The organism is Cellulosilyticum sp. I15G10I2 (assembly GCF_900095725.1).
Taxonomy (GTDB): Bacteria; Bacillota; Clostridia; order Lachnospirales; family Cellulosilyticaceae; genus FMMP01.
In genome coordinates, this window is sequence record NZ_FMMP01000009.1 from 133,862 (window position 1) to 152,998 (window position 19,137).

Below are 19,137 nucleotides of genomic sequence, written 5' to 3' on the forward strand. Positions count from 1 at the left end.
AAATATTATATAAAAAAACTTATAATCTTCTGTTTAAAACTACCTTGTTTCCAAGATACGCTTAGATATATTGACTGTTTCCATCGCATCTTTTGCATAAAAATCTGCACCAACATAATTTGCGAGTTCTTCTGTAAGTACAGCACCACCTACAATAACTTTAACTTTAGGACATTCTTCTCTGAGCCTCGTTATAGTTTCTTTCATACTGCTGACAGTTGTAGTCATAAGTGCACTAAGTCCAACTATTTTAATGTGATGCTTTTTAACTGCATCAACTATTTTTTCAGATGGTACATCTTTCCCAAGGTCTAATACTTCAAAATTATAATTTTCCATAATAACTTTTACAATATTTTTACCAATATCATGTATATCTCCATAAACTGTAGCAAGAACAATCTTGGTTTTAACAAGGGCATGTTCAGTATTACTTTTTATAAGTTCTGTCTGAAGTTTTTCAAAAGACTTTTTAGCAGCTTCCGCTGACCTTATAAGTTGTGGCAAATAAATACTTTGGCTTTCATACAAGTTCCCAACTTCATTAAGTGCGGGCACAATATAATTTTCTATAACTTCTAATGGCTGCATAGATTTTAAATAATCACCTGTAATAAGTTTTGCCTCTTCTTTAAGCCCGCTTTTAATTGCTTGCTTTAAATCGCTGCCACTAGCAGCTGATATTTGTTCTTGATTTTTAGACTGATTATTTTTTTCATCACTATAATTATCTGTATACTGTGTTGAGCCTTTATCTTTTCCACTAAGAACCCTATAGGCATTAATAGTTTCTACCATCCCTGTGTCTCCTGGATTCATAATCGGTGCATCAAGTCCTTGCATAAGCGCCATAGCAAGCATGGTTTTATTGATAAGCGGCCTATTAGGCAGTCCAAAAGATACATTACTTACCCCTAGAACTGTCTTCACTCCAAGTTTTTCTTTTACAAGTCTAACTGCTCTTAGGGTTTCAAAGACAAGTTCCTGCTGCGCTGATGCAGTGACTACGAGACAGTCTATTAATATATCTTGTTTAGGTATTCCAAGCTCTAATGCTCTTTGAACAATTTTTTCTGCTACCGCAAGTCTCTCTTCGGCTGACTCTGGAATACCCTTTTCATCTAATGTAAGCCCAAGTACACACGCCCCATATTTCTTAGCAATGGGGAGTATTGTCTCTAAACTTTCTTTTTTACCATTTACAGAATTAATTATCGGCTTGCCATTATAGATTCTTGCGGCTGCTTCTAAAGCTTTCACATTTGAAGAATCTATTTGAAGGGGCAGGTTAATAACTGACTGCACCTCAATAACAGCTTGTCTTAACATACCGACCTCGTCAATGTCTGGAAGCCCCATATTCACATCTAATAGATGAGCCCCTTGTTCTTCCTGTACAATAGCTTCTCTAAGGACGTAATCCATATCGCCATTTCTAAGTGCTGCCTGCAAAAGTTTTTTACCTGTTGGATTAAGTCTCTCTCCTATAATAACCACATCATCAAAAAACACCGTATTTGAGTGACTGCATACGCCAGTTATTTCTTTTTTAACAGGTATAGTATAAATAGATCCCGCAATTTGGTTCACCATTTTTTCTATATATTCACAAGTTGTCCCGCAACAACCTCCAAGTACGCTTACACCGCTATCCGCAAATGCTTTCATATAAGATGCAAATTCATCTGATGTAATATCATATCGAGCGGTGCCTTCTTTCATTACCGGAAGTCCTGCATTCGGCTGTACCATAACAGGTATCGATGCAAACTTTAACACCTTATCTACAATAGGTTTAAGTTGCTTGGGTCCTAAAGAACAGTTTATACCAAGCGCCGAAACGCCAAGGCCTTCAAGTGTAAGCACCATAGCTTCTATACTCGTCCCAAAGAATGTACGTCCATTCTCTTCAAAACTCATGGTGCAAAATATTGGTAATGTTGTATGCTCTTTTGCTGCAAGTATCGCAGCCTTCAGTTCATATAAATCCGTAAAAGTTTCAAATAAAATAACATCACAGCCTGCTTGTTCTCCTGCTATTACTTGTTCTTTAAACACTTCATAAACTTCTTCAAATGATACATCACCAACAGGCTGTAGTACTTTACCACTAGGGCCTACATCTAATGCAATATATCTTTCATCAAAATCTGTTCTTGCATTTTTTGCAAGCTCAATAGCTTTTGTAATAACTTGTTCTACAGTATAGGAGGTATTATTCATTTTATAGCGATTAGCTCCAAAAGTATTGGTTGTTATAAAATGTGCGCCAGCTTCTAAGTATTCTCTATGAATACTTTCTATTGCATGGGGATGCGTAAAGTTATAACTTTCTGGCAGCTCTCCGAGCTTTAAACCTTTGTTTTGGAGAACCGTCCCCATCGCACCATCAAAAAACAGATGCTTTTTACCTAGAACATTACAAACCACATTTATCTCCTCTTTTCTTATATAAACATACTTCTTTTAAATTACATAACTTGCAGCTTTTCATTCTGCTTTCTTTTTGATCTGATACACCAATTAAGGCTGTTATGGATTTAGTCGGAATAAGCATATTCGTTTTAGTAAGGCTGATCCCAATTCTTTTTGAAGCATCTAATAGATCAATAAGACTTTGCTGAACCTCTAAAGGAACATCTCCATAACCTGGACTAAATCTCATCGTGAGAAATTCACCTTCTTTAAGCGTCTTTATGATTTCACTTTCAAGCTCATCACAAGCACGCTCTACGCATACCGATGCACACGCATCCAAAATAAGTGCATCCAGCATATCTATTTTTTGTCTTAAGGCAATCTGCCTGTCTGCTTCTTGTCCCAATGTTACAGCAAGTATATAACATTTTTTGCTATTTGCAAATAACCTTAATAAATCCTTACTTATAATCTTAAAGTGCGTATTTTCAAACGAAACGCCTTCTGCATCCAGATAGATAGGTAAAACCTTATAGACACTCTTTACTCCGCCTATTTTCTCAAGCTTATCATATGTATGTCTTATTTTTTCAATAATATCATCATTTGACTTATTTTTAGGGGTTTGAATATAGCGTAGCGCCTCTTGTATCATTAAATCAGAAATCTTCATTTTTACTCCCTCTTTACTCTCAGTGCATAAAGAATCCCTCTAATGTTTTCTGCTATACGTTTTGCAATATCCGCTTGATTCATTGTATAAAGATGTATGCCATCTACGCCGCTTGCAAGAAGATCTATAATCTGCCGAGTAGCATAGGCTATGCCAGCTTCTTTAATCGCCATACTATTATGTCCGTACGCTCTTATAAATCGCTGAACAGACTCAGGGACTGTGGCCCCGCAAAGTGATACCATTCTCTCAATTTGTTTTGAAGACGTAATAGGCATTATACCCGCTACGATCGGAACATTTATACCAATAGACCGTGCCTTTTCGGCAAAGTTATAAAACGCCTGATTATCAAAAAAGAGTTGTGATACCAACATATCTGTTCCACTATCTACTTTTGATCTAAGATGTTTTAAATCCTCTACAATACTATAGGCCTCTAAATGTTTTTCAGGATAACATGCACTTACTATATTAAAATGATACTTATTCTTTATATAACTTATTAAGTCAGAGGCATACTTAAAATCTCCAAGAGTAGATAATTCATTAAGATCACCTCTTAAAGCAAGGATATTTTTAACCCCTTTTTCATCGAGTTCTTTAAGAATATTATCCATTTGATCCTTAGTGCTGCCTACACAGGTTAAATGAGCAAGGGTTGGTATGTTATATTTATTTTGAATAACCGAGGCAATTTCTACAGTATTTTCACGACTGCTGCCTCCAGCACCATACGTTACACTTATAAAATCTGGCATAAGACTAGCTAATGCATCAACTGTCCCATAGATAGATTCTAAATTACCTCCGCTTTTAGGCGGAAAGATTTCAAAGGAAAAGGTTGGTTTTTTAATTTCTATAATTTCTTTTACAAACATTTTCATCACCACTTTTATTATATTTTTCAAGTGCAAAGCACCCTACACTTCAGTATTTAAGGCATCTTTAAAATTAAGTTGTTCTAATACGCTCAATTTTGCGTATTACATGATTTGTTTTTAGCTCTTGATATAAAGAATTGATCTCTGCGCCTACAAGAAGCAACATGCAGCTTGAGTAAAGCCAAATAAGAAGCACGAATACACCTCCTATACTACCATATAATTGATTATATTTACTATAATTATCTACGTATATGGAAAAAATTAGCGAAAAAAAGTACCATCCTAAGGAAACGACCACTGTTCCTGGCCAAACATTTTTACATTTAAGGTGCTTTCTGGGAATAATCCTATAAATGATATATAAAATAGCAATAAGGGCTAAAAAGGGCATAATCAGCCTGCCAAGCTGCCATATAGGCATAAAGATCCCTTTATTCATATGAAGACTTTCCATAATGTAATCCCCTAACCTGTTTCCAAATACTAAACCAACCATAAGCACAATAATAAGAACTGCGAGTAAAATAGTATAAAGTACTGCTGTAAGTCGTGAAAGCCAAAACGGCTTAACCGGTTTAGAGTTATAGGCCAAATGAATACCTCCAGCGAGAGCATTAACAGCTGTTCCCCCTGACCATAATGTAAACAGCATCCCTACAGATAATAAGGTGGTACTTCTATTAATAATAAACTGATTAATCGTGTTTTGTATAAAAGGTACAGATGAAGCCGGAACAATTTTAGCTATATACTCAAGCAAGATCCCGGCCGGTATTTTTGTATAAGTCAGCAGTGAGATAATAAAAATCAAAAACGGAAAAAAAGCCATAATCCAATAATAAGCTATCTGAGCACTGGTAGCTGCTATATTATGTGCGGTATATCTTTTTATTAGTTTTTTAAAAAACACAACAACGTTACTATTCATCATATTGCCTCCTTTCTTAAAACATATGAACATGTTTCCATTATTATTAACCTTATTGCCCCATTAGATACTTGAGTGTGATCAATTTTATAAGTTTTACTTCTCAAAGAAAAATAAAGCTTGTATACTTAGAGTATACAAGCTTTATTTTTCTTTGGTTTTTAAAGGCATAGCCTTAGCTTTTATTTGAGATATAAAGCTTTTTTTCTTTACATCTGGAAGTTTACCTGATAACACATTTACAATAAGTATTCCTGCTAGTTCTACTTTAATTTGTTTTTTAATAGGAATAATATTATAAAGTTTTTCATCACACATAAGTGTTTGTATCTGGGGCCCTATTTTAGCTATGACAACGGGCATTTTGCGTTTTTTATAAATCCACGGAAGTTGGTCCTTGACTTGTTTAGGTAGTTTAAGGTTACTCGCATGATCCTTTTTCTTATCTATTACAAATATGGACATTGCTTGTTTATGCTGATTAATAAGCTGTTGCTGACTATCATACTTTTTCTGTAAATTTTTTCCCCAAAAATATAAGCCTGCCAAAAGGGCGGCTATTACTGCAAGTACAATAAAAAATATTGTCCAGTTCACTCTTAATACCTCCTTGATAACTTTTAATTGAGCTTAGATTAGTATAGCATACCAAAACTTATAACACAATGTGGTTAATAATTTTTATTCTTTAGTCTAATACTATAATTGAGGTGATTGAAATGATACATGTTTTTTTAGTAAAGGTTACATGGCTCGATATATTTTTATATATTAATATTTTACTGGTTCTTTCTGTTATTTTCTTATCTCGAAAAAACATTAGTACGACTTGGGCATGGATTATGATTATGCTCTCTATCCCAATTGTAGGTTTTGTTTTATATTGCTTTATCGGCCAAGATCTCCGCAAACGAAAAACATTTAGCAAAAAGGAAGAAGAAGATAGATTTCTAGCTGTTGTACATAGACAACAAACCTCCCTTGCATATCCCATTAATGAATTTAATAATGCCCTTATTAAAACCTATGAAAATCTTATAAGCCTTCATCTCAATGCCCATGAAGCACTATACACTGAGGATAATAGCATCAATATTATTACCGATGGTAAAGAGCTTTTTAATATGCTTTTTGAAAGCATTAATAGTGCAAAAAAATATATTCATATTGAATATTATATTATACGTAATGATGAACTTGGGAAAGCTTTTAAAAATCTTCTTATAAAAAAAGCTCAAGAAGGTGTTGAAGTTTTCTTGCTCTATGACGATATGGGCTGCTTTGGTATTCCAAAAAAATATTTTTATGAACTAAAAAATGCAGGCGTCAAAGTAGCTTGCTTTTTTCCATCTTTTATCCCCTTTATTAAGCTACGTGTAAACTATAGAAATCATCGTAAAATTTGTGTAATTGATGGTGTTACAGCCTATCTTGGAGGTTTTAACATCGGTGAAGAATACGTAGGGCTTAATAAAAAACTTGGCTATTGGCGTGATACGCATCTTAAAATAACAGGCAGTGCAGTACGTTTAATTGATTTGCAATTTTTATTAGACCGCAGATTTGCAACAAACGAAAATATTTCTTTAGATAAATATATTCCCATTGAGACAAATAACGCACCTGGTAACATAGGGATGCAGATTGTCTCAAGCGGACCAGACTCAAAACACGCTAGTGTACGCAATGGTTATATCAAAATGATTCATGAAGCCAAAAAATCTATTTACATTCAAACACCCTATTTCATCCCTGACGAAGGTGTTCTTATGGCTATTAAACTTGCTGCACTTTCTGGGATAGATGTTAGAATTATGATTCCTAATAAACCAGATCACGTCTGTGTTTATTGGGCAACTTATGCCTATATAGGTGAAGTTCTTGATTGTGGGGTACGATGCTATACCTATGAAAAAGGATTCCTACACGCTAAAACAATCGTTATAGATGATACTATTTGCTCAGTAGGTACGGCTAACTTTGATATACGCAGCTTTAAGCTTAACTTTGAAATAAATGCTTTCATCTACGATACATCTGCGTCTAAAGAGCTTTCCCGCGTATTTCGCAGCGATTTAAAAGACTGCAAAGAATTAACCCCTGCGATCTATAAAAGCAGAAGCTTGCTGATTAAGTTCAAGGAATCTATCTCTAGACTAATATCTCCTATATTATAAACAAAGCTAAGAGGCTTTAAAAAAGATTTATCATTTTTAAAAAGCTATATGAGTTGCTCACAACAAGCACTCATATAGCTTTTTATAGTCCAATGTGTATATCTCCATCTACCTTTCTGATGGTACAATGCACCTTTGAATCATCTACATATTTAATTGTGTTGCCTATCATAAGTCTGACTCCCGGATGCATAATATCTACAACTTTAATAATGCCATCCTGTGCTTCTCGTAACGTATTAGATAATTCATCATACTCTTTCTTAAGCGTTTCTATCTCCTCAATCAAAGGTCTTCTGGCATCACTAAGTTTTTGAAGCATTATTTGTTTTTGCATATCTAATTTTACTTCTTTAGATTTTGAGAGTAGAAACTTTATACTTTGCTCAACTTTAGTTAAACTTGCTCTTTTTTCTTGAAGTTCAGCTTCTATTTTTTTATGATTTTGATAAAGACTTGGTAAAATACCTATTTGTACGGATGTAACAGTTCCCATTGGTGAACCTATACTTTTGGCAAAGATCATGTTAGTCGCTGCAACGCTTCCTCCAACAATTGTTCCTTTGCCAGTTTCGACTTTAATACTATTACCTGCCGAAACATGCGAATGAATAATAGCCTCTGTAATAACATCTTTGCGTGCTTCCACAGTAGCATTCTGAATAAACTTTGCAACAATATTACCACCTGAAACCAGCTTGCCCTTTTCTGTTCCCTGTATGCCATAGCTAAGAATAATATCGCCGCCTGCTATGATAATAGCATCTTCTACAGGTCCTTTAACTTCTACAGATCCTTCTGCTTTTATAGTATAACCCGATTTCACACTACCGGTGATGCTAACACTCCCTAAAAAGTCTATATTACCTATACCACTGTCTAAATCGCCATTTAGAGTATACACGGTATTAATATAAATATTATGTCCATCATATTCTAGTTTGCCATCCACTGAGGCCAAAAGGGTTAAATTGTCTTCTGATAATTCTGTATTTTTCCCTTTTGGCATTCTGGTGTCTTTTCCCTTTTTCGCTCTAATGCTCTGATCTAATACATTATAGCCATCAACACCCTCTGTCGCTGGTATTTTAGTTGCTAATATTTCTCCTTTTTTTACATTATGAACAACATTGAGGTTTTTAAAATCAACTGTTCCATCTTGATTCTGTTTAGGCCTAAAATTTTTAATACTATCAGCATCAAAAGTTAATGTAAGTACTGCATCTTTTCCGTTTTCAGGCTGCATACCTTTTGCGACAATATATTTATAATCATATTGTCTGCTGAGTACTAGTTTATCGAGAAGTTCTAAATCCAAACCTTTTTTAATACCCTTTCTATCTATCTCACTTCTAATTTGGTCACCAGTTAATTTATTTCCTCCATTTTTAGGTGCTTCAAACCATAATACGGCAAGCATCCTATCTCTGGATATTTCAACCACTACTATTTCATTGACTGGCTTAGCACTATCTATACTATTATCAATACCACTTTGATGTTCTGACATATGACTCACCCCCATTAATCTTATTTAACTGCAGCTACTCAAATGTAATAGATTGCAGTAAATCCTGCACAATCCCTTGTATATACTGAGGTAATTTTTTAAGTGTCTCTTCTTCTAATTCCTCTTGATAAATAGCTTCGCCAATATTAACGTAAACCTTGCCTTTTTGAACACTTTTCTTTTCCTCAAACACCTTATAAGTATCCTGAAGAGCTATTGGAATAATAGGCACCTTCGTTTTAGTTGCCAGCTTAAAACTGCCTTCTTTAAATTCCTTGAGTGCTTTGCCATGAGCCCTTGTTCCCTCTGGGAATATTACGACTGACTGTCCTCCTTTAAGTTCACTAATTCCCATCATAATTGCCTTTAACGACTGCCTTAGGTCTTCTCTATCTATATAAATACAACCTAAAGCATCGAACCATTTTTCAACAAGAGGCATTTTTGCTACTTCTTTTTTACCTATAAATATCAAAGGATCTTCTATCAGACTTACAAGTGTAACAATATCAAAAATACTTTTATGATTTGCCACATAAAGCACTGGGCCCTTTTGGGGCAAATTTTCTTTACCTTTAACCTCTACAGTTATGCCTCCTGCTTTTAGCATATCCTGCGAAAGCTTTTGAACAATCTTATAAATATGGGCTCTGCTTACTTTTTTATCATATTTTAAATTACCATACCTATACTTTTTTCTTTCTCCCATACTGGTGATGTAATTAATGATCATAGTATTTAGAACCTTTATACTGCCAAGCATATAGACCACCCCTTAGTCTTTTTTATAATCTTCTAACATCCTCTCTTTAAGTGCATATAACCCGTCGGATAACACAACTGACATAATTTGAGGATTAATAAGCCTTTTATACTCATCCCAAAGTGTATCAAGCTCCCGTGCGGCATATTCCTTAATTGCCATTACTGACGGCGATTCATATACTTTATTGCCGCTTCTAAATATAGGAACTAAAAGTTCTCTTACTTCATACGTATTAGCCTTAAGCTTCATTTTTTTCCATCTTGCATGGGCATCAAGTAATGTCAGTGGTTTCGCTGCATCAAATACTTCTTCTTCTAAAGCTATAATATCAGTTTGGATCTTTCGTGTAGCTTTATCATAGATCCTAACAACTTTTTTGACACCTGGATTAGTAACTTTTTCTGGATTATCAGAAACTTTTATCTTAGGAATATTTATACCATTTTTACCTATTTCTGCTGATAATTTATAAATCCCGCCAAACGACGGGCAATCTGATGAAGTAATGAGGTTTGTACCTACTCCCCATAAACTTATCTTAGCGCCTTGTCTCTTCAGGTCTGTAATCAGCAGTTCATCCAGATCGCAAGAAGCGCTTATAATAGCCTGTGTATGCCCAGCGTCATCCAACATACGTCTTGCTTTTTTTGATAAATAAGCTAAATCTCCGCTGTCTAGGCGTATACCATACGCTTTTGAATGAATCCCTTGTGCTTTCATTTCATCAAATACTTTGATAGCATTAGGCACTCCTGATTCTAGTGTATCGTACGTATCTACTAACAAAATACATTTATTAGGAAACAGTTTTGCATAGGCTCTAAAAGCATCTATTTCAGCGTCAAAACTCATAACCCAGCTATGGGCATGAGTTCCGGCTATAGGGATATTAAACATTTGTCCAGCAAGTACATTAGAGGTAGCACTACATCCTCCAATAACAGCAGCTCTTGCGCCATAAAGACCAGCATCAGGTCCTTGTGCTCTTCTTAGTCCAAATTCAAGCACCGGATCCCCCTCTGCAGATTTTACTACTCTCGCTGCCTTTGTAGCAATCAGACTTTGATGATTAACTATATTCAGAAGGGCAGTCTCAACAAATTGGGCTTCAAAAATAGGCGCTTTTACTCTTAGGAGAACTTCTCCTGGAAAAACAACTGTACCTTCCTCTACTGCATCAATATCTCCTGTAAACTTAAAATTCTTTAAATACTCTAAGAAATCTTTTTTAAATAAGTTCAAGCTCTCTAAATAGCTAATATCTTCTTCACTAAAAGATAAATTTTCAATATAATCTATTGTTTGGGCAAGTCCTGCACATAGTGCATAGCCATTTTTTGATGGATTTGTTCTATAAAAAAGATCAAATACTACTTCATGATTGTTAACATCATTTTCATAATAGCCTTGCATCATGGTGAGTTGATATAAATCTGTTAATAATGTTAAATTTCTCGTACTCATGCGGCAATCTCCTATCTTTGACTCATACTATGAGTTGTATTATACTGTAGCAATACGCTATATCAGTATTCTATAAATAGTATTATACCATATTTCGTCATTTTTAAGTAAACACTTGAGTAATATGGCTAAATATTTTCAAATATTCAATAAAGGACTTTGGATTTTTAGGAGACGTAATATGTTAAAAAACAAACTACACAGTAGCAACATTATGTTAATTACCCTGATAGCCGTTTTATGTAATATTTTATGGGGAACCCCCTTCCCAGTACTTAAAATCATTTATAAAGATATGGGCATTATAAGCAGCAACTTAGCTGATAATATTACCTTTATTAGTTTAAGATTTCTTCTGGCAGGCCTTTTACTGTTTATATTTGGTTTATTGACTGGTGCCCCTTTATTTAAGATCCGTAAATCTCAAATAAGGCTTATTGTCACTTTAGGTATCTTTAATACTACCTTACAATATTTCTTCTTCAATATAGGAGTTAATAATACTACAGGTATCAAAGCTTCAATCCTTGCACAGATCTCCATATTTTTCTCAATTTTACTTGCTCACTTTATCTATCAAAATGATAAATTAAGCCTAAAAAAAGTATTGGGACTCTTACTAGGTTTTGGTGGTCTTATACTTGTTAATCTAGATAAGAGCAGCGAAGGGCTACTACGTTTTTCTATCCTCGGAGAAGGTTTTATGATATGCTCTGGTCTTGTCAGTGCATTTGCTATGTTGATTGCTAAAAAAATAGGTAAAGACCTGCCTTCTTTAGTATTCACCTGCTGGCAGATGCTTGTTGGGTCTATTTTACTATTTCTAGTTGGTCTTGGGATGGGCGGTAACCCTCTTTCTTTGCACTTCACACCGCTTTCAATTGGCCTACTATTTTATTTAGCACTTGTCTCAAGCGTCGCCTTCTACCTATGGTACGCCATTTTACAGCACCGCAAAATCAGTGAACTGGCCATGTTCAAATTTATCATCCCCGTAACCGGCAGCGTTCTCACTGGCCTCTTCATCCCCGGCGAGACATTGTTGCCCGTTCATTTCATCTCACTCTTACTAGTCTCCGCCGGCATTATAATAGTAAATAGGAAGTAAGTGATAGTATTAAATGTTGGTTGAATTTACTAATCTTCATTTACCCCTTTACAAGTCGTCCATTTAAATTTATAATGTTGTCTATATAAAATTTTATAACTTAAACACAGTGAAAAGGAAAAGTACTATTTTTGATGCGTTTTCAGCGAGTGGGGTTGGTGCAAGCCCATACGATAGAAAATACGAAAAATCCCCTTGGAGTGGCAGACCGAAATCAAGTAGGCTCTGACGGAATCCTACCGTTACTTATTAGGAAAGGTATAACGAGCGGTTTCTCTATAAGAGAGGCAAATCAGGTGGTACCGCGGAAGATATAGTAACTAACTACTCTTTCGTCCTGTTAATGGATGGAGGAGTTTTTTCATGTTTACATTTAATTACAATTTAGGAGGCAAAGTATGTACAAAAAGGTAGATACCAACCTGAACTTTGTGGATAGAGAACTCGATGTCCTGAAGTTTTGGAAGGAACATAATGTATTTGAAGATTCTATAAACGCCCGTACTGACGGACCAACTTTTACTTTTTATGATGGTCCTCCAACAGCAAACGGCAAACCTCATATCGGCCATATTTTAACCCGTGTTATTAAGGACCTTGTGCCACGTTATAAAACAATGAAAGGCTACAAAGTACTTCGTAAAGCTGGCTGGGATACCCACGGGCTTCCTGTAGAGCTTGAAGTTGAAAAACTTCTTGGCATCAGTGGCAAGCCTGAAATTGAAAAATATGGTGTTGAGGACTTTATTACTAAATGTAAAGAAAGTGTATGGAAATATCAAAGTGAATGGGAAAAGATGTCTGACCGTGTAGGCTATTGGGTAGATATGGATGATCCTTATGTAACTTACCATAATAATTATATCGAATCTGTATGGTGGTCTCTTAAACAAATCTGGGACAAGGATCTTATTTATAAAGGTCACAAAATTGTTCCTTACTGCCCTCGTTGCGGGACTTCTCTGTCTTCTCACGAGGTAGCTCAAGGCTACAAGGATATCAAAGATGCCACTGCAGTTGCTAAGTTTAAAGTAAAAGATGAAAACAGCACCTATCTTCTCGCATGGACAACCACCCCTTGGACACTTCCATCAAACGTAGCACTTTGTGTACATCCTGAGCACACTTATGTAAAAGCTGAATTTGATGGTAATAAATACATCCTGGCCGAATCTTTAGTGGCTTCTGTCCTTGGTGAAGGCGCCTGTGTTTTAGAAACATTTCCTGGCAAAGAACTTTGCGGCTTAGAATACGAACCTCTTTTTGACTTTGTAAAACCAGAGAAAAAAGCATGGTTTGTCGTATCTGATACGTATGTAACTCTTACAGATGGTACCGGAATCGTTCATATCGCTCCTGCCTTTGGTGAAGATGATGCAAAAGTAGGGCGTGAAAATGACCTTCCTTTTGTTCAGCTTGTTAACGAACAAGGTTACTTTACACCTGAAGTAGACTTATGGCAAAATATCTTTGTTAAAGATGCAGATAAACATATCCTTAAATGGCTAGGTGAAAATAATAAATTATTTAAATCTGAACCTTATGAACACAGCTATCCTCATTGCTGGAGATGTGATACACCGCTTTTATATTATGCCCGTGATACATGGTTTATCTCTATGACAAAGGTGCGTTCTGCCCTTGTTAAAAATAACAATACTGTTAACTGGCTTCCGCCATCAATTGGTGAGGGACGTTTTGGCAACTTCCTTGAAGGCGTTATCGACTGGGGACTTTCTCGTTCCCGTTATTGGGGTACCCCTCTTCCTATTTGGGAATGTACATGTGGCCATAAACACATGATTGGCAGTATAGAAGAGCTAAAATCAATGAGCTCAGACTGTCCTGATGAAATTGAACTTCATAAACCTTATATTGATGCAGTTCACCTTAACTGTCCAAAATGTCAAAAAGAAATGACAAGAGTTGAAGATGTTATTGACTGTTGGTATGACAGTGGGTCTATGCCTTTTGCACAATGGCACTATCCATTTGAAAACAAAGAGATCTTTGATGATAATTATCCAGCAGACTTTATCTCAGAAGCTGTAGATCAGACCCGTGGCTGGTTCTACACTTTGATGGCTATTTCAACACTAATCTTTGATAAATCGCCTTACAAAAATGTTATTGTTTTAGGACACGTGTGTGATAAAGAAGGTCAAAAAATGAGTAAGCATAAAGGGAATGTAGTAGACCCTTGGAGTGTACTTGATGCACAAGGCGCCGACGCTGTTCGTTGGTATTTCTATTCAGCAAGTTCGCCATGGCTTCCTAGCCGCTTTGGTTCAGAAAATGTAAGCGAATCTCAAAGAAAGTTTATGGGTACATTATGGAATACTTATGCCTTCTATGTGCTTTATGCGAACATTGATGCTTTTGACCCAACACAATATACATTAGATTATGCTTCACTTAATATGATGGATAAATGGGTGCTTTCAAAATTAAATACACTTGTTAAAGATGTGGATGAACATCTTGAAAACTACCGTATTTTTGAAGCTTCTCGTATTATGCAGGACTTTGTAGATGATTTATCTAACTGGTATGTGCGCCGCTCCCGCGAAAGATTCTGGCAAAGTGAAATGCCTCAAGATAAGATTAATGCTTACATGACACTTCACACAGTACTTGTTACACTTGCTAAAATCTCAGCACCATTTGTACCATTTATGTCAGAACAAATCTATCAAAATCTTGTTAGAACTGTAGATACATCAGTGCCTGTCAGTGTTCATCTTTGTGATTTCCCAACATTTAATGAAACAATGATCGATACAGCACTTGAAAATTCTATGGAACAAGTCCTTCAAATCGTTGTACTTGGCCGCAGCTGCCGTAACGAATCTAATATCAAAAATCGTCAGCCTATCGGCACCATGTATGTAGGAGCTTCAGAAGTACTTACTCCGGAATTCATTGAAATTATTGCTGAAGAGTTAAATGTTAAAAACGTGGAGTTTAAAACAGATGCCAGTGAATTTATCACTTATAGCTTTAAACCTCAAATGCGTACTTTAGGACCAAAATATGGTAAGCTCCTAAATGCAATCAGAACAGCCCTTATGGCGCTTGATGGTTCAAAAGCTATGGATGAACTTAATACAAATGGTACATTAAAACTATCCCTTGAAGGTGAAACAATTGAGCTTTCAAAAGAAGATTTACTCATTGACATTGCACAAAAAGGTGGTTTTGTATCCGCAGTTGACAAAGGCTATACAGTCGTTATTGATACAAACCTTTCAGAAGAACTTTTAGAAGAAGGTTTTGTAAGAGAAATCATATCTAAAATACAAACCATGAGAAAAGAAGCTGATTTTGAAGTACAAGATCATATCTTAGTTGCTTATTCTGGCAATGAAAAAATTGCTTCTATTCTAACTAAAAACAATGAACTTGTTGCTCAGGAAGTACTTGCAAACAGTGTATCTGAAGGCACTTTAGATGGGTATACAAAAGAATGGAAAGTAAATGGGGAAACTGTTACGTTTACTGTAAAAAAAGCTTAATAGGCTTACTCATAGAAAGAAGAGGATATTCATAATCTGAATATCCTCTTCTTTCTATTTCAATATTTTTTATACTTATATGTTTTATATGTGGTTCGCGAGTGGGGCGAGAATATTTTTCGTCTCTCCCACCTACCCACCACACTGTCCGAAAACTACTGCATATAGCAGTATATCGGGTATCTTTATAATTGAAGTCCTGATATTAGGTCCGCTTGGCAGGCAGGAGATATTTTTTGTCTTTCCCGCCTTCCCACCGCCATACCCGAGTCAAGTCAAAAAACATCTCCTGCCTACCTCGCTATGCTCTATTATAGATAAGCTTATGAATAAGAAAAAAATATCTATAAGAAACAAATTCAGTTGATTTTATAGGATTTGAAAACCCTACAATTTCAACTGAATCTGAATAAAACATGCTATACTAAGATAGTTGCAGACTGTCTGCAAATTAATTCAAGCCTAAATAATTCAAAATCCAGCAGGGGAGATTTTAGGGTTCGGAAGTTGCCTCTGGAGTATTTCGTGAAGAAAATCTTGGTGGTTTTTTCAAATGGTACTTAGGGAGACTGTTTGAGCGGTCATTATCAAATTTGATAATGCGCGAGTTTCGACCGTTCATTTGAAAAAAGCGCCTAGATTTTTAGAAATACGCAAGCGAGCAACTGGAGAACCCTAAAATTCCCCTGCGTACCTCATATAGATACTTGAATTATAAAATTCTTCACTGTCTTTCTAAAATCTTATTGGATATGGCCGGTAGATATAAGGGCGCTCATCCTACTTTATAGCAATATTTCAGTTAATTCTTTAATATTACTCGCTAAATAAGTAGCTCCTGCGCTTGTAAGTTCCTCATAATCTCCATAACCGTATAAAACCCCAATAGAGTCAATACCCACTTCTTTTGCACCTAGTACATCGTATCTCCTGTCACCTACCATGACTACATTATTTAAGTCAGATATATTATTTTGTTCTAATGCATACTTAATCACTTCATTTTTATTAGAACGTGTACCATCTAGTTCACTGCCACTTATAAAAACAAAGTACTGGCTTATATTAAAATGTTCAAGAATACGCTCAGCAAAAACTGTCGGTTTTGAAGTTGCTACAAGGAGCGTTTTGCCGCTTTCGACTAGTTTATGTAATAAGCTGCTCATGCCACTATAAAGGTTATTTTCAAAAATACCCGTCTCTTTAAAATACTCTCTATACTTTTCTATAGCTTCAAGTGCATTTTGTTCATCAAAATGATAGTAATCCATAAATGAGTCCTTAAGAGGTGGTCCAATAAAAGGGGTTAAACTATCAAGATTCGTAACGTCAATACTAAAATGTCTGAGAGCATATTGAACTGATTTTGTTATACCAAGCTTTGGATCAGTTAAAGTTCCATCTAAGTCAAATAAAATATACTGATATGTTTTTTGCATATTAACTTCCTCTCAAATTATCCTCTTATAATAAATATTTTGCATCAGATGTATGTTTATCATATCATATTTATAGCAATCTATCAAATTTCAGTCTATGAGCGGCTCTACTTGCACCATACCATCTATTAATTCTAAAATCATAGCAGTGGCCGGCCTCCCAAAACGCTTAGGCCCAGCGCCTCCTGGATTAAGATAAAATATAGCTTCTCTTATTTCTTCTTTATAGATATGAGAATGTCCACTTATTACAATGTCTATGTGACCCTTTTCGAATTTTTGCTGACTAGTTTTTAAATCGTGAATCATATAAACTCTCTTTTGATTAACCTCAGTCCATATTTCATTCGGAAACTTCTTAGTCCATTCATCTTTATCATTATTGCCCCTGACAGTAATAACAGGCGCTATTTCTGCAAGCTTATCTATAATCTCTTCTTTTCCTATATCTCCCCCATGAAAAATAAGCTCACAGCCTTTAAATGCTTGTATGAACTCTGATCTTAAAAGTCCATGGGTATCTGAAATGATGCCTATTCTCATTATCTTACCCCCTCTTATTTTCACCTGACATCTCCCAACATTCCTTACCTAGTTAATTTCATAATAACTTCTTGATACTCTGGATATTTTTGCATCAATTCCTCTCTTTCAAAGAGTTCAAATCCTTCAAATGTAAAGCCAGGTGCTACCATACACCCCACTAAGGAAAATCCTTCCTCATTTTGAGCTGATCCAAAAATACTTCCTCTTGGTACAAGGACTTGCGGCATCTCTCCCTTTGCTATATCTAGCCCTAATTGCTGCTCTATCAGCTCTCCTCTAGCATCTATCATATAAATGGTTAGGGCTGATCCCGCATGATAATACCATAACTCATCTGATTGCAGCCTATGAAAGTGTGATACTTCCCCTTGCTCTAGCAGAAAATAAATACTGCTCCAAGCCCCGATATCTGATACAAAACACTCTTTATAATATCCCCCTTCTATATGTGGCATCATTTCTAATTTATCTATAAAATAACTTGCTGTATACATAAGCCCATCTCCTTTAAATTTCATGCTATTTTTACGCAGTTTTCCTATTTCATATGCAAAAAGTGAGGCAATATTTGCCCCACCTTTAAAATAACTTTCTTTTTACCATAAATAATGTAAGTATTATGGTTATTACTATAGAGATTACAATAATTAATCCAAAGGCATAAGGATTGCCCTCAAGCGGTACTTTGACATTCATGCCCCAGAAGCTTGCTATCATAGTTGGTATCGACATAACTATCGTAATAGAAGTTAATGTTTTCATGACGATATTAAGATTATTAGAAATAACCGATGCGAAAGCGTCCATTGTCCCGCTTAAAATGTTGCTATAAATATTCGCCATCTCAATAGCCTGTTTATTTTCAATAATAACATCTTCTAATAATTCTTGATCTTCCGGGTATTGCTTAATATTTTCCATGCGCATCATTTTTTCTAATACTACTTCATTTGATCTTAAAGAAGTTGTAAAATAAACCAAACTTTTTTCTAGATCCAACAGTTGAATAAGTTCCTTGTTTTTCAAAGATTTATGAAGCTCATGCTCTATTCTATGACTCATTCTGTCAATATATCTAAGATACTGCAGATAGTATGAAGCGTTTTTATAAAGAAGCTGCAAAATAAATCTAGTTTTCTTGAATGTAAAAAAACTTTTTATTTTTCCTGAACTAAAGTCATCCAGAAGCTGGACATTTTTAAGACAGGTGGTAATAATAAATTTATCTCCTATAATAATAGTCATAGGAATCGTTGCATAAGCCCCAAGTCCCTCTTCTCGTTCTTTAATAGGTACATCCACAATAATAACTGTACAGTTATCATCTACTTCAATACGCGCTCTTTCTTCTTCGTCTAATGCAGACAGAATATGATTAACTTCTATATTAAATTCATCTGATATTTCATTGATTTCTTGTGGCGTTGGATTAATAAGGTTAACCCATGCACCCTCTTCAAAAACATCTAGTTGTTTTAGTCCTGTATCAAAAGTCTTATAGATATGCTTCATTTTCCCCATCCTCTATGACACACTAATTTATTGCTAAGGAGAAAATAATTAAGCACACAAAAACTGCTCTAGCAACAAATTAATATGAGTATTTTTTTATTAAACTGGTTTTTTGTATACCTATAACTCGGCCCGACGTCCATTAATACTCACACTCCTTTTGTTATTTGCGTTTTTGCTTGTTATAATTCTAC

15 protein-coding genes and 1 other annotated feature are annotated in these 19,137 nt (G+C 35.3%); of the genes, 3 read left to right on the plus strand and 12 right to left on the minus strand.

From position 1 onward, the window contains the following. Window positions 1–39 precede the first annotated feature (39 nt). From BN3326_RS09260 to BN3326_RS09280, 5 genes are all read right to left on the minus strand, one after another. Window positions 40–2,430: a homocysteine S-methyltransferase family protein gene (locus BN3326_RS09260; RefSeq protein WP_330389673.1), complete on the minus strand. Its 2,391-nt coding sequence runs from the start codon at window positions 2,428–2,430 to the stop codon at window positions 40–42. Beyond that, window positions 2,420–3,091: a vitamin B12 dependent-methionine synthase activation domain-containing protein gene (locus tag BN3326_RS09265; protein WP_083258617.1), complete on the minus strand. Its 672-nt coding sequence runs from the start codon at window positions 3,089–3,091 to the stop codon at window positions 2,420–2,422. Before BN3326_RS09265 ends, BN3326_RS09260 begins: the two co-directional genes overlap by 11 nt. A gap of 2 nt (window positions 3,092–3,093) precedes the next feature. Continuing rightward, a complete protein-coding gene (metF, locus tag BN3326_RS09270) occupies window positions 3,094–4,002 on the minus strand; it encodes a methylenetetrahydrofolate reductase [NAD(P)H] (protein ID WP_330389674.1) in 909 nt (302 codons plus the stop codon). A 43-nt stretch (window positions 4,003–4,045) separates the two neighbouring features. Then, window positions 4,046–4,906, minus strand: a complete 861-nt coding sequence (locus BN3326_RS09275; protein WP_069998912.1) for a YihY/virulence factor BrkB family protein — start codon at window positions 4,904–4,906, stop codon at window positions 4,046–4,048. A 144-nt stretch (window positions 4,907–5,050) separates the two neighbouring features. Further along, on the minus strand, window positions 5,051–5,503 hold the full coding sequence (locus BN3326_RS09280) for a hypothetical protein (protein ID WP_083258619.1): 453 nt from the start codon (window positions 5,501–5,503) through the stop codon (window positions 5,051–5,053). A gap of 122 nt (window positions 5,504–5,625) precedes the next feature. Between BN3326_RS09280 and cls the strand changes: the two genes are divergently transcribed. Then, window positions 5,626–7,083 carry a cardiolipin synthase gene (gene cls / locus BN3326_RS09285; protein WP_069998914.1) on the plus strand — a complete coding sequence of 486 codons (1,458 nt, stop codon included), beginning with the start codon at window positions 5,626–5,628 and terminating at the stop codon, window positions 7,081–7,083. A gap of 82 nt (window positions 7,084–7,165) precedes the next feature. Here cls and BN3326_RS09290 read toward each other — a convergent pair whose 3' ends face one another. From BN3326_RS09290 to BN3326_RS09300, 3 genes are read right to left on the minus strand one after another with little or no spacing between them, the layout of a single operon-like run. Continuing rightward, window positions 7,166–8,593: a FapA family protein gene (locus BN3326_RS09290; protein ID WP_069998915.1), complete on the minus strand. Its 1,428-nt coding sequence runs from the start codon at window positions 8,591–8,593 to the stop codon at window positions 7,166–7,168. A 34-nt stretch (window positions 8,594–8,627) separates the two neighbouring features. Beyond that, window positions 8,628–9,356 carry a lysophospholipid acyltransferase family protein gene (locus BN3326_RS09295; protein ID WP_069998916.1) on the minus strand — a complete coding sequence of 243 codons (729 nt, stop codon included), beginning with the start codon at window positions 9,354–9,356 and terminating at the stop codon, window positions 8,628–8,630. A gap of 12 nt (window positions 9,357–9,368) precedes the next feature. Next, a complete protein-coding gene (locus BN3326_RS09300) occupies window positions 9,369–10,823 on the minus strand; it encodes a nicotinate phosphoribosyltransferase (protein WP_069998917.1) in 1,455 nt (484 codons plus the stop codon). A gap of 181 nt (window positions 10,824–11,004) precedes the next feature. Between BN3326_RS09300 and BN3326_RS09305 the strand changes: the two genes are divergently transcribed. Together BN3326_RS09305 and ileS are read left to right on the plus strand one after the other, a co-directional pair. Continuing rightward, window positions 11,005–11,931, plus strand: a complete 927-nt coding sequence (locus BN3326_RS09305; RefSeq protein WP_069998918.1) for a DMT family transporter — start codon at window positions 11,005–11,007, stop codon at window positions 11,929–11,931. Between the two features lie 100 nt (window positions 11,932–12,031). After that, window positions 12,032–12,274 (plus strand) — a binding site (T-box leader). 55 nt (window positions 12,275–12,329) lie between these two features. Then, on the plus strand, window positions 12,330–15,446 hold the full coding sequence (ileS, locus tag BN3326_RS09315; RefSeq protein ID WP_069998920.1) for an isoleucine--tRNA ligase: 3,117 nt from the start codon (window positions 12,330–12,332) through the stop codon (window positions 15,444–15,446). A 785-nt stretch (window positions 15,447–16,231) separates the two neighbouring features. On the opposite strand, the gene BN3326_RS09320 is transcribed toward ileS, so the two are convergent. From BN3326_RS09320 to BN3326_RS09335, 4 genes are all read right to left on the minus strand, one after another. Next, window positions 16,232–16,885, minus strand: a complete 654-nt coding sequence (locus tag BN3326_RS09320; protein ID WP_069998921.1) for an HAD family hydrolase — start codon at window positions 16,883–16,885, stop codon at window positions 16,232–16,234. A gap of 90 nt (window positions 16,886–16,975) precedes the next feature. Next, entirely contained in the window at window positions 16,976–17,428 is a 453-nt protein-coding gene (locus BN3326_RS09325) for a metallophosphoesterase family protein (protein WP_069998922.1), read from the minus strand. A gap of 44 nt (window positions 17,429–17,472) precedes the next feature. Continuing rightward, entirely contained in the window at window positions 17,473–17,925 is a 453-nt protein-coding gene (locus tag BN3326_RS09330; RefSeq protein ID WP_069998923.1) for a cupin domain-containing protein, read from the minus strand. 85 nt (window positions 17,926–18,010) lie between these two features. Beyond that, entirely contained in the window at window positions 18,011–18,943 is a 933-nt protein-coding gene (locus tag BN3326_RS09335) for a magnesium transporter CorA family protein (protein WP_069998924.1), read from the minus strand. Window positions 18,944–19,137 lie beyond the last annotated feature (194 nt).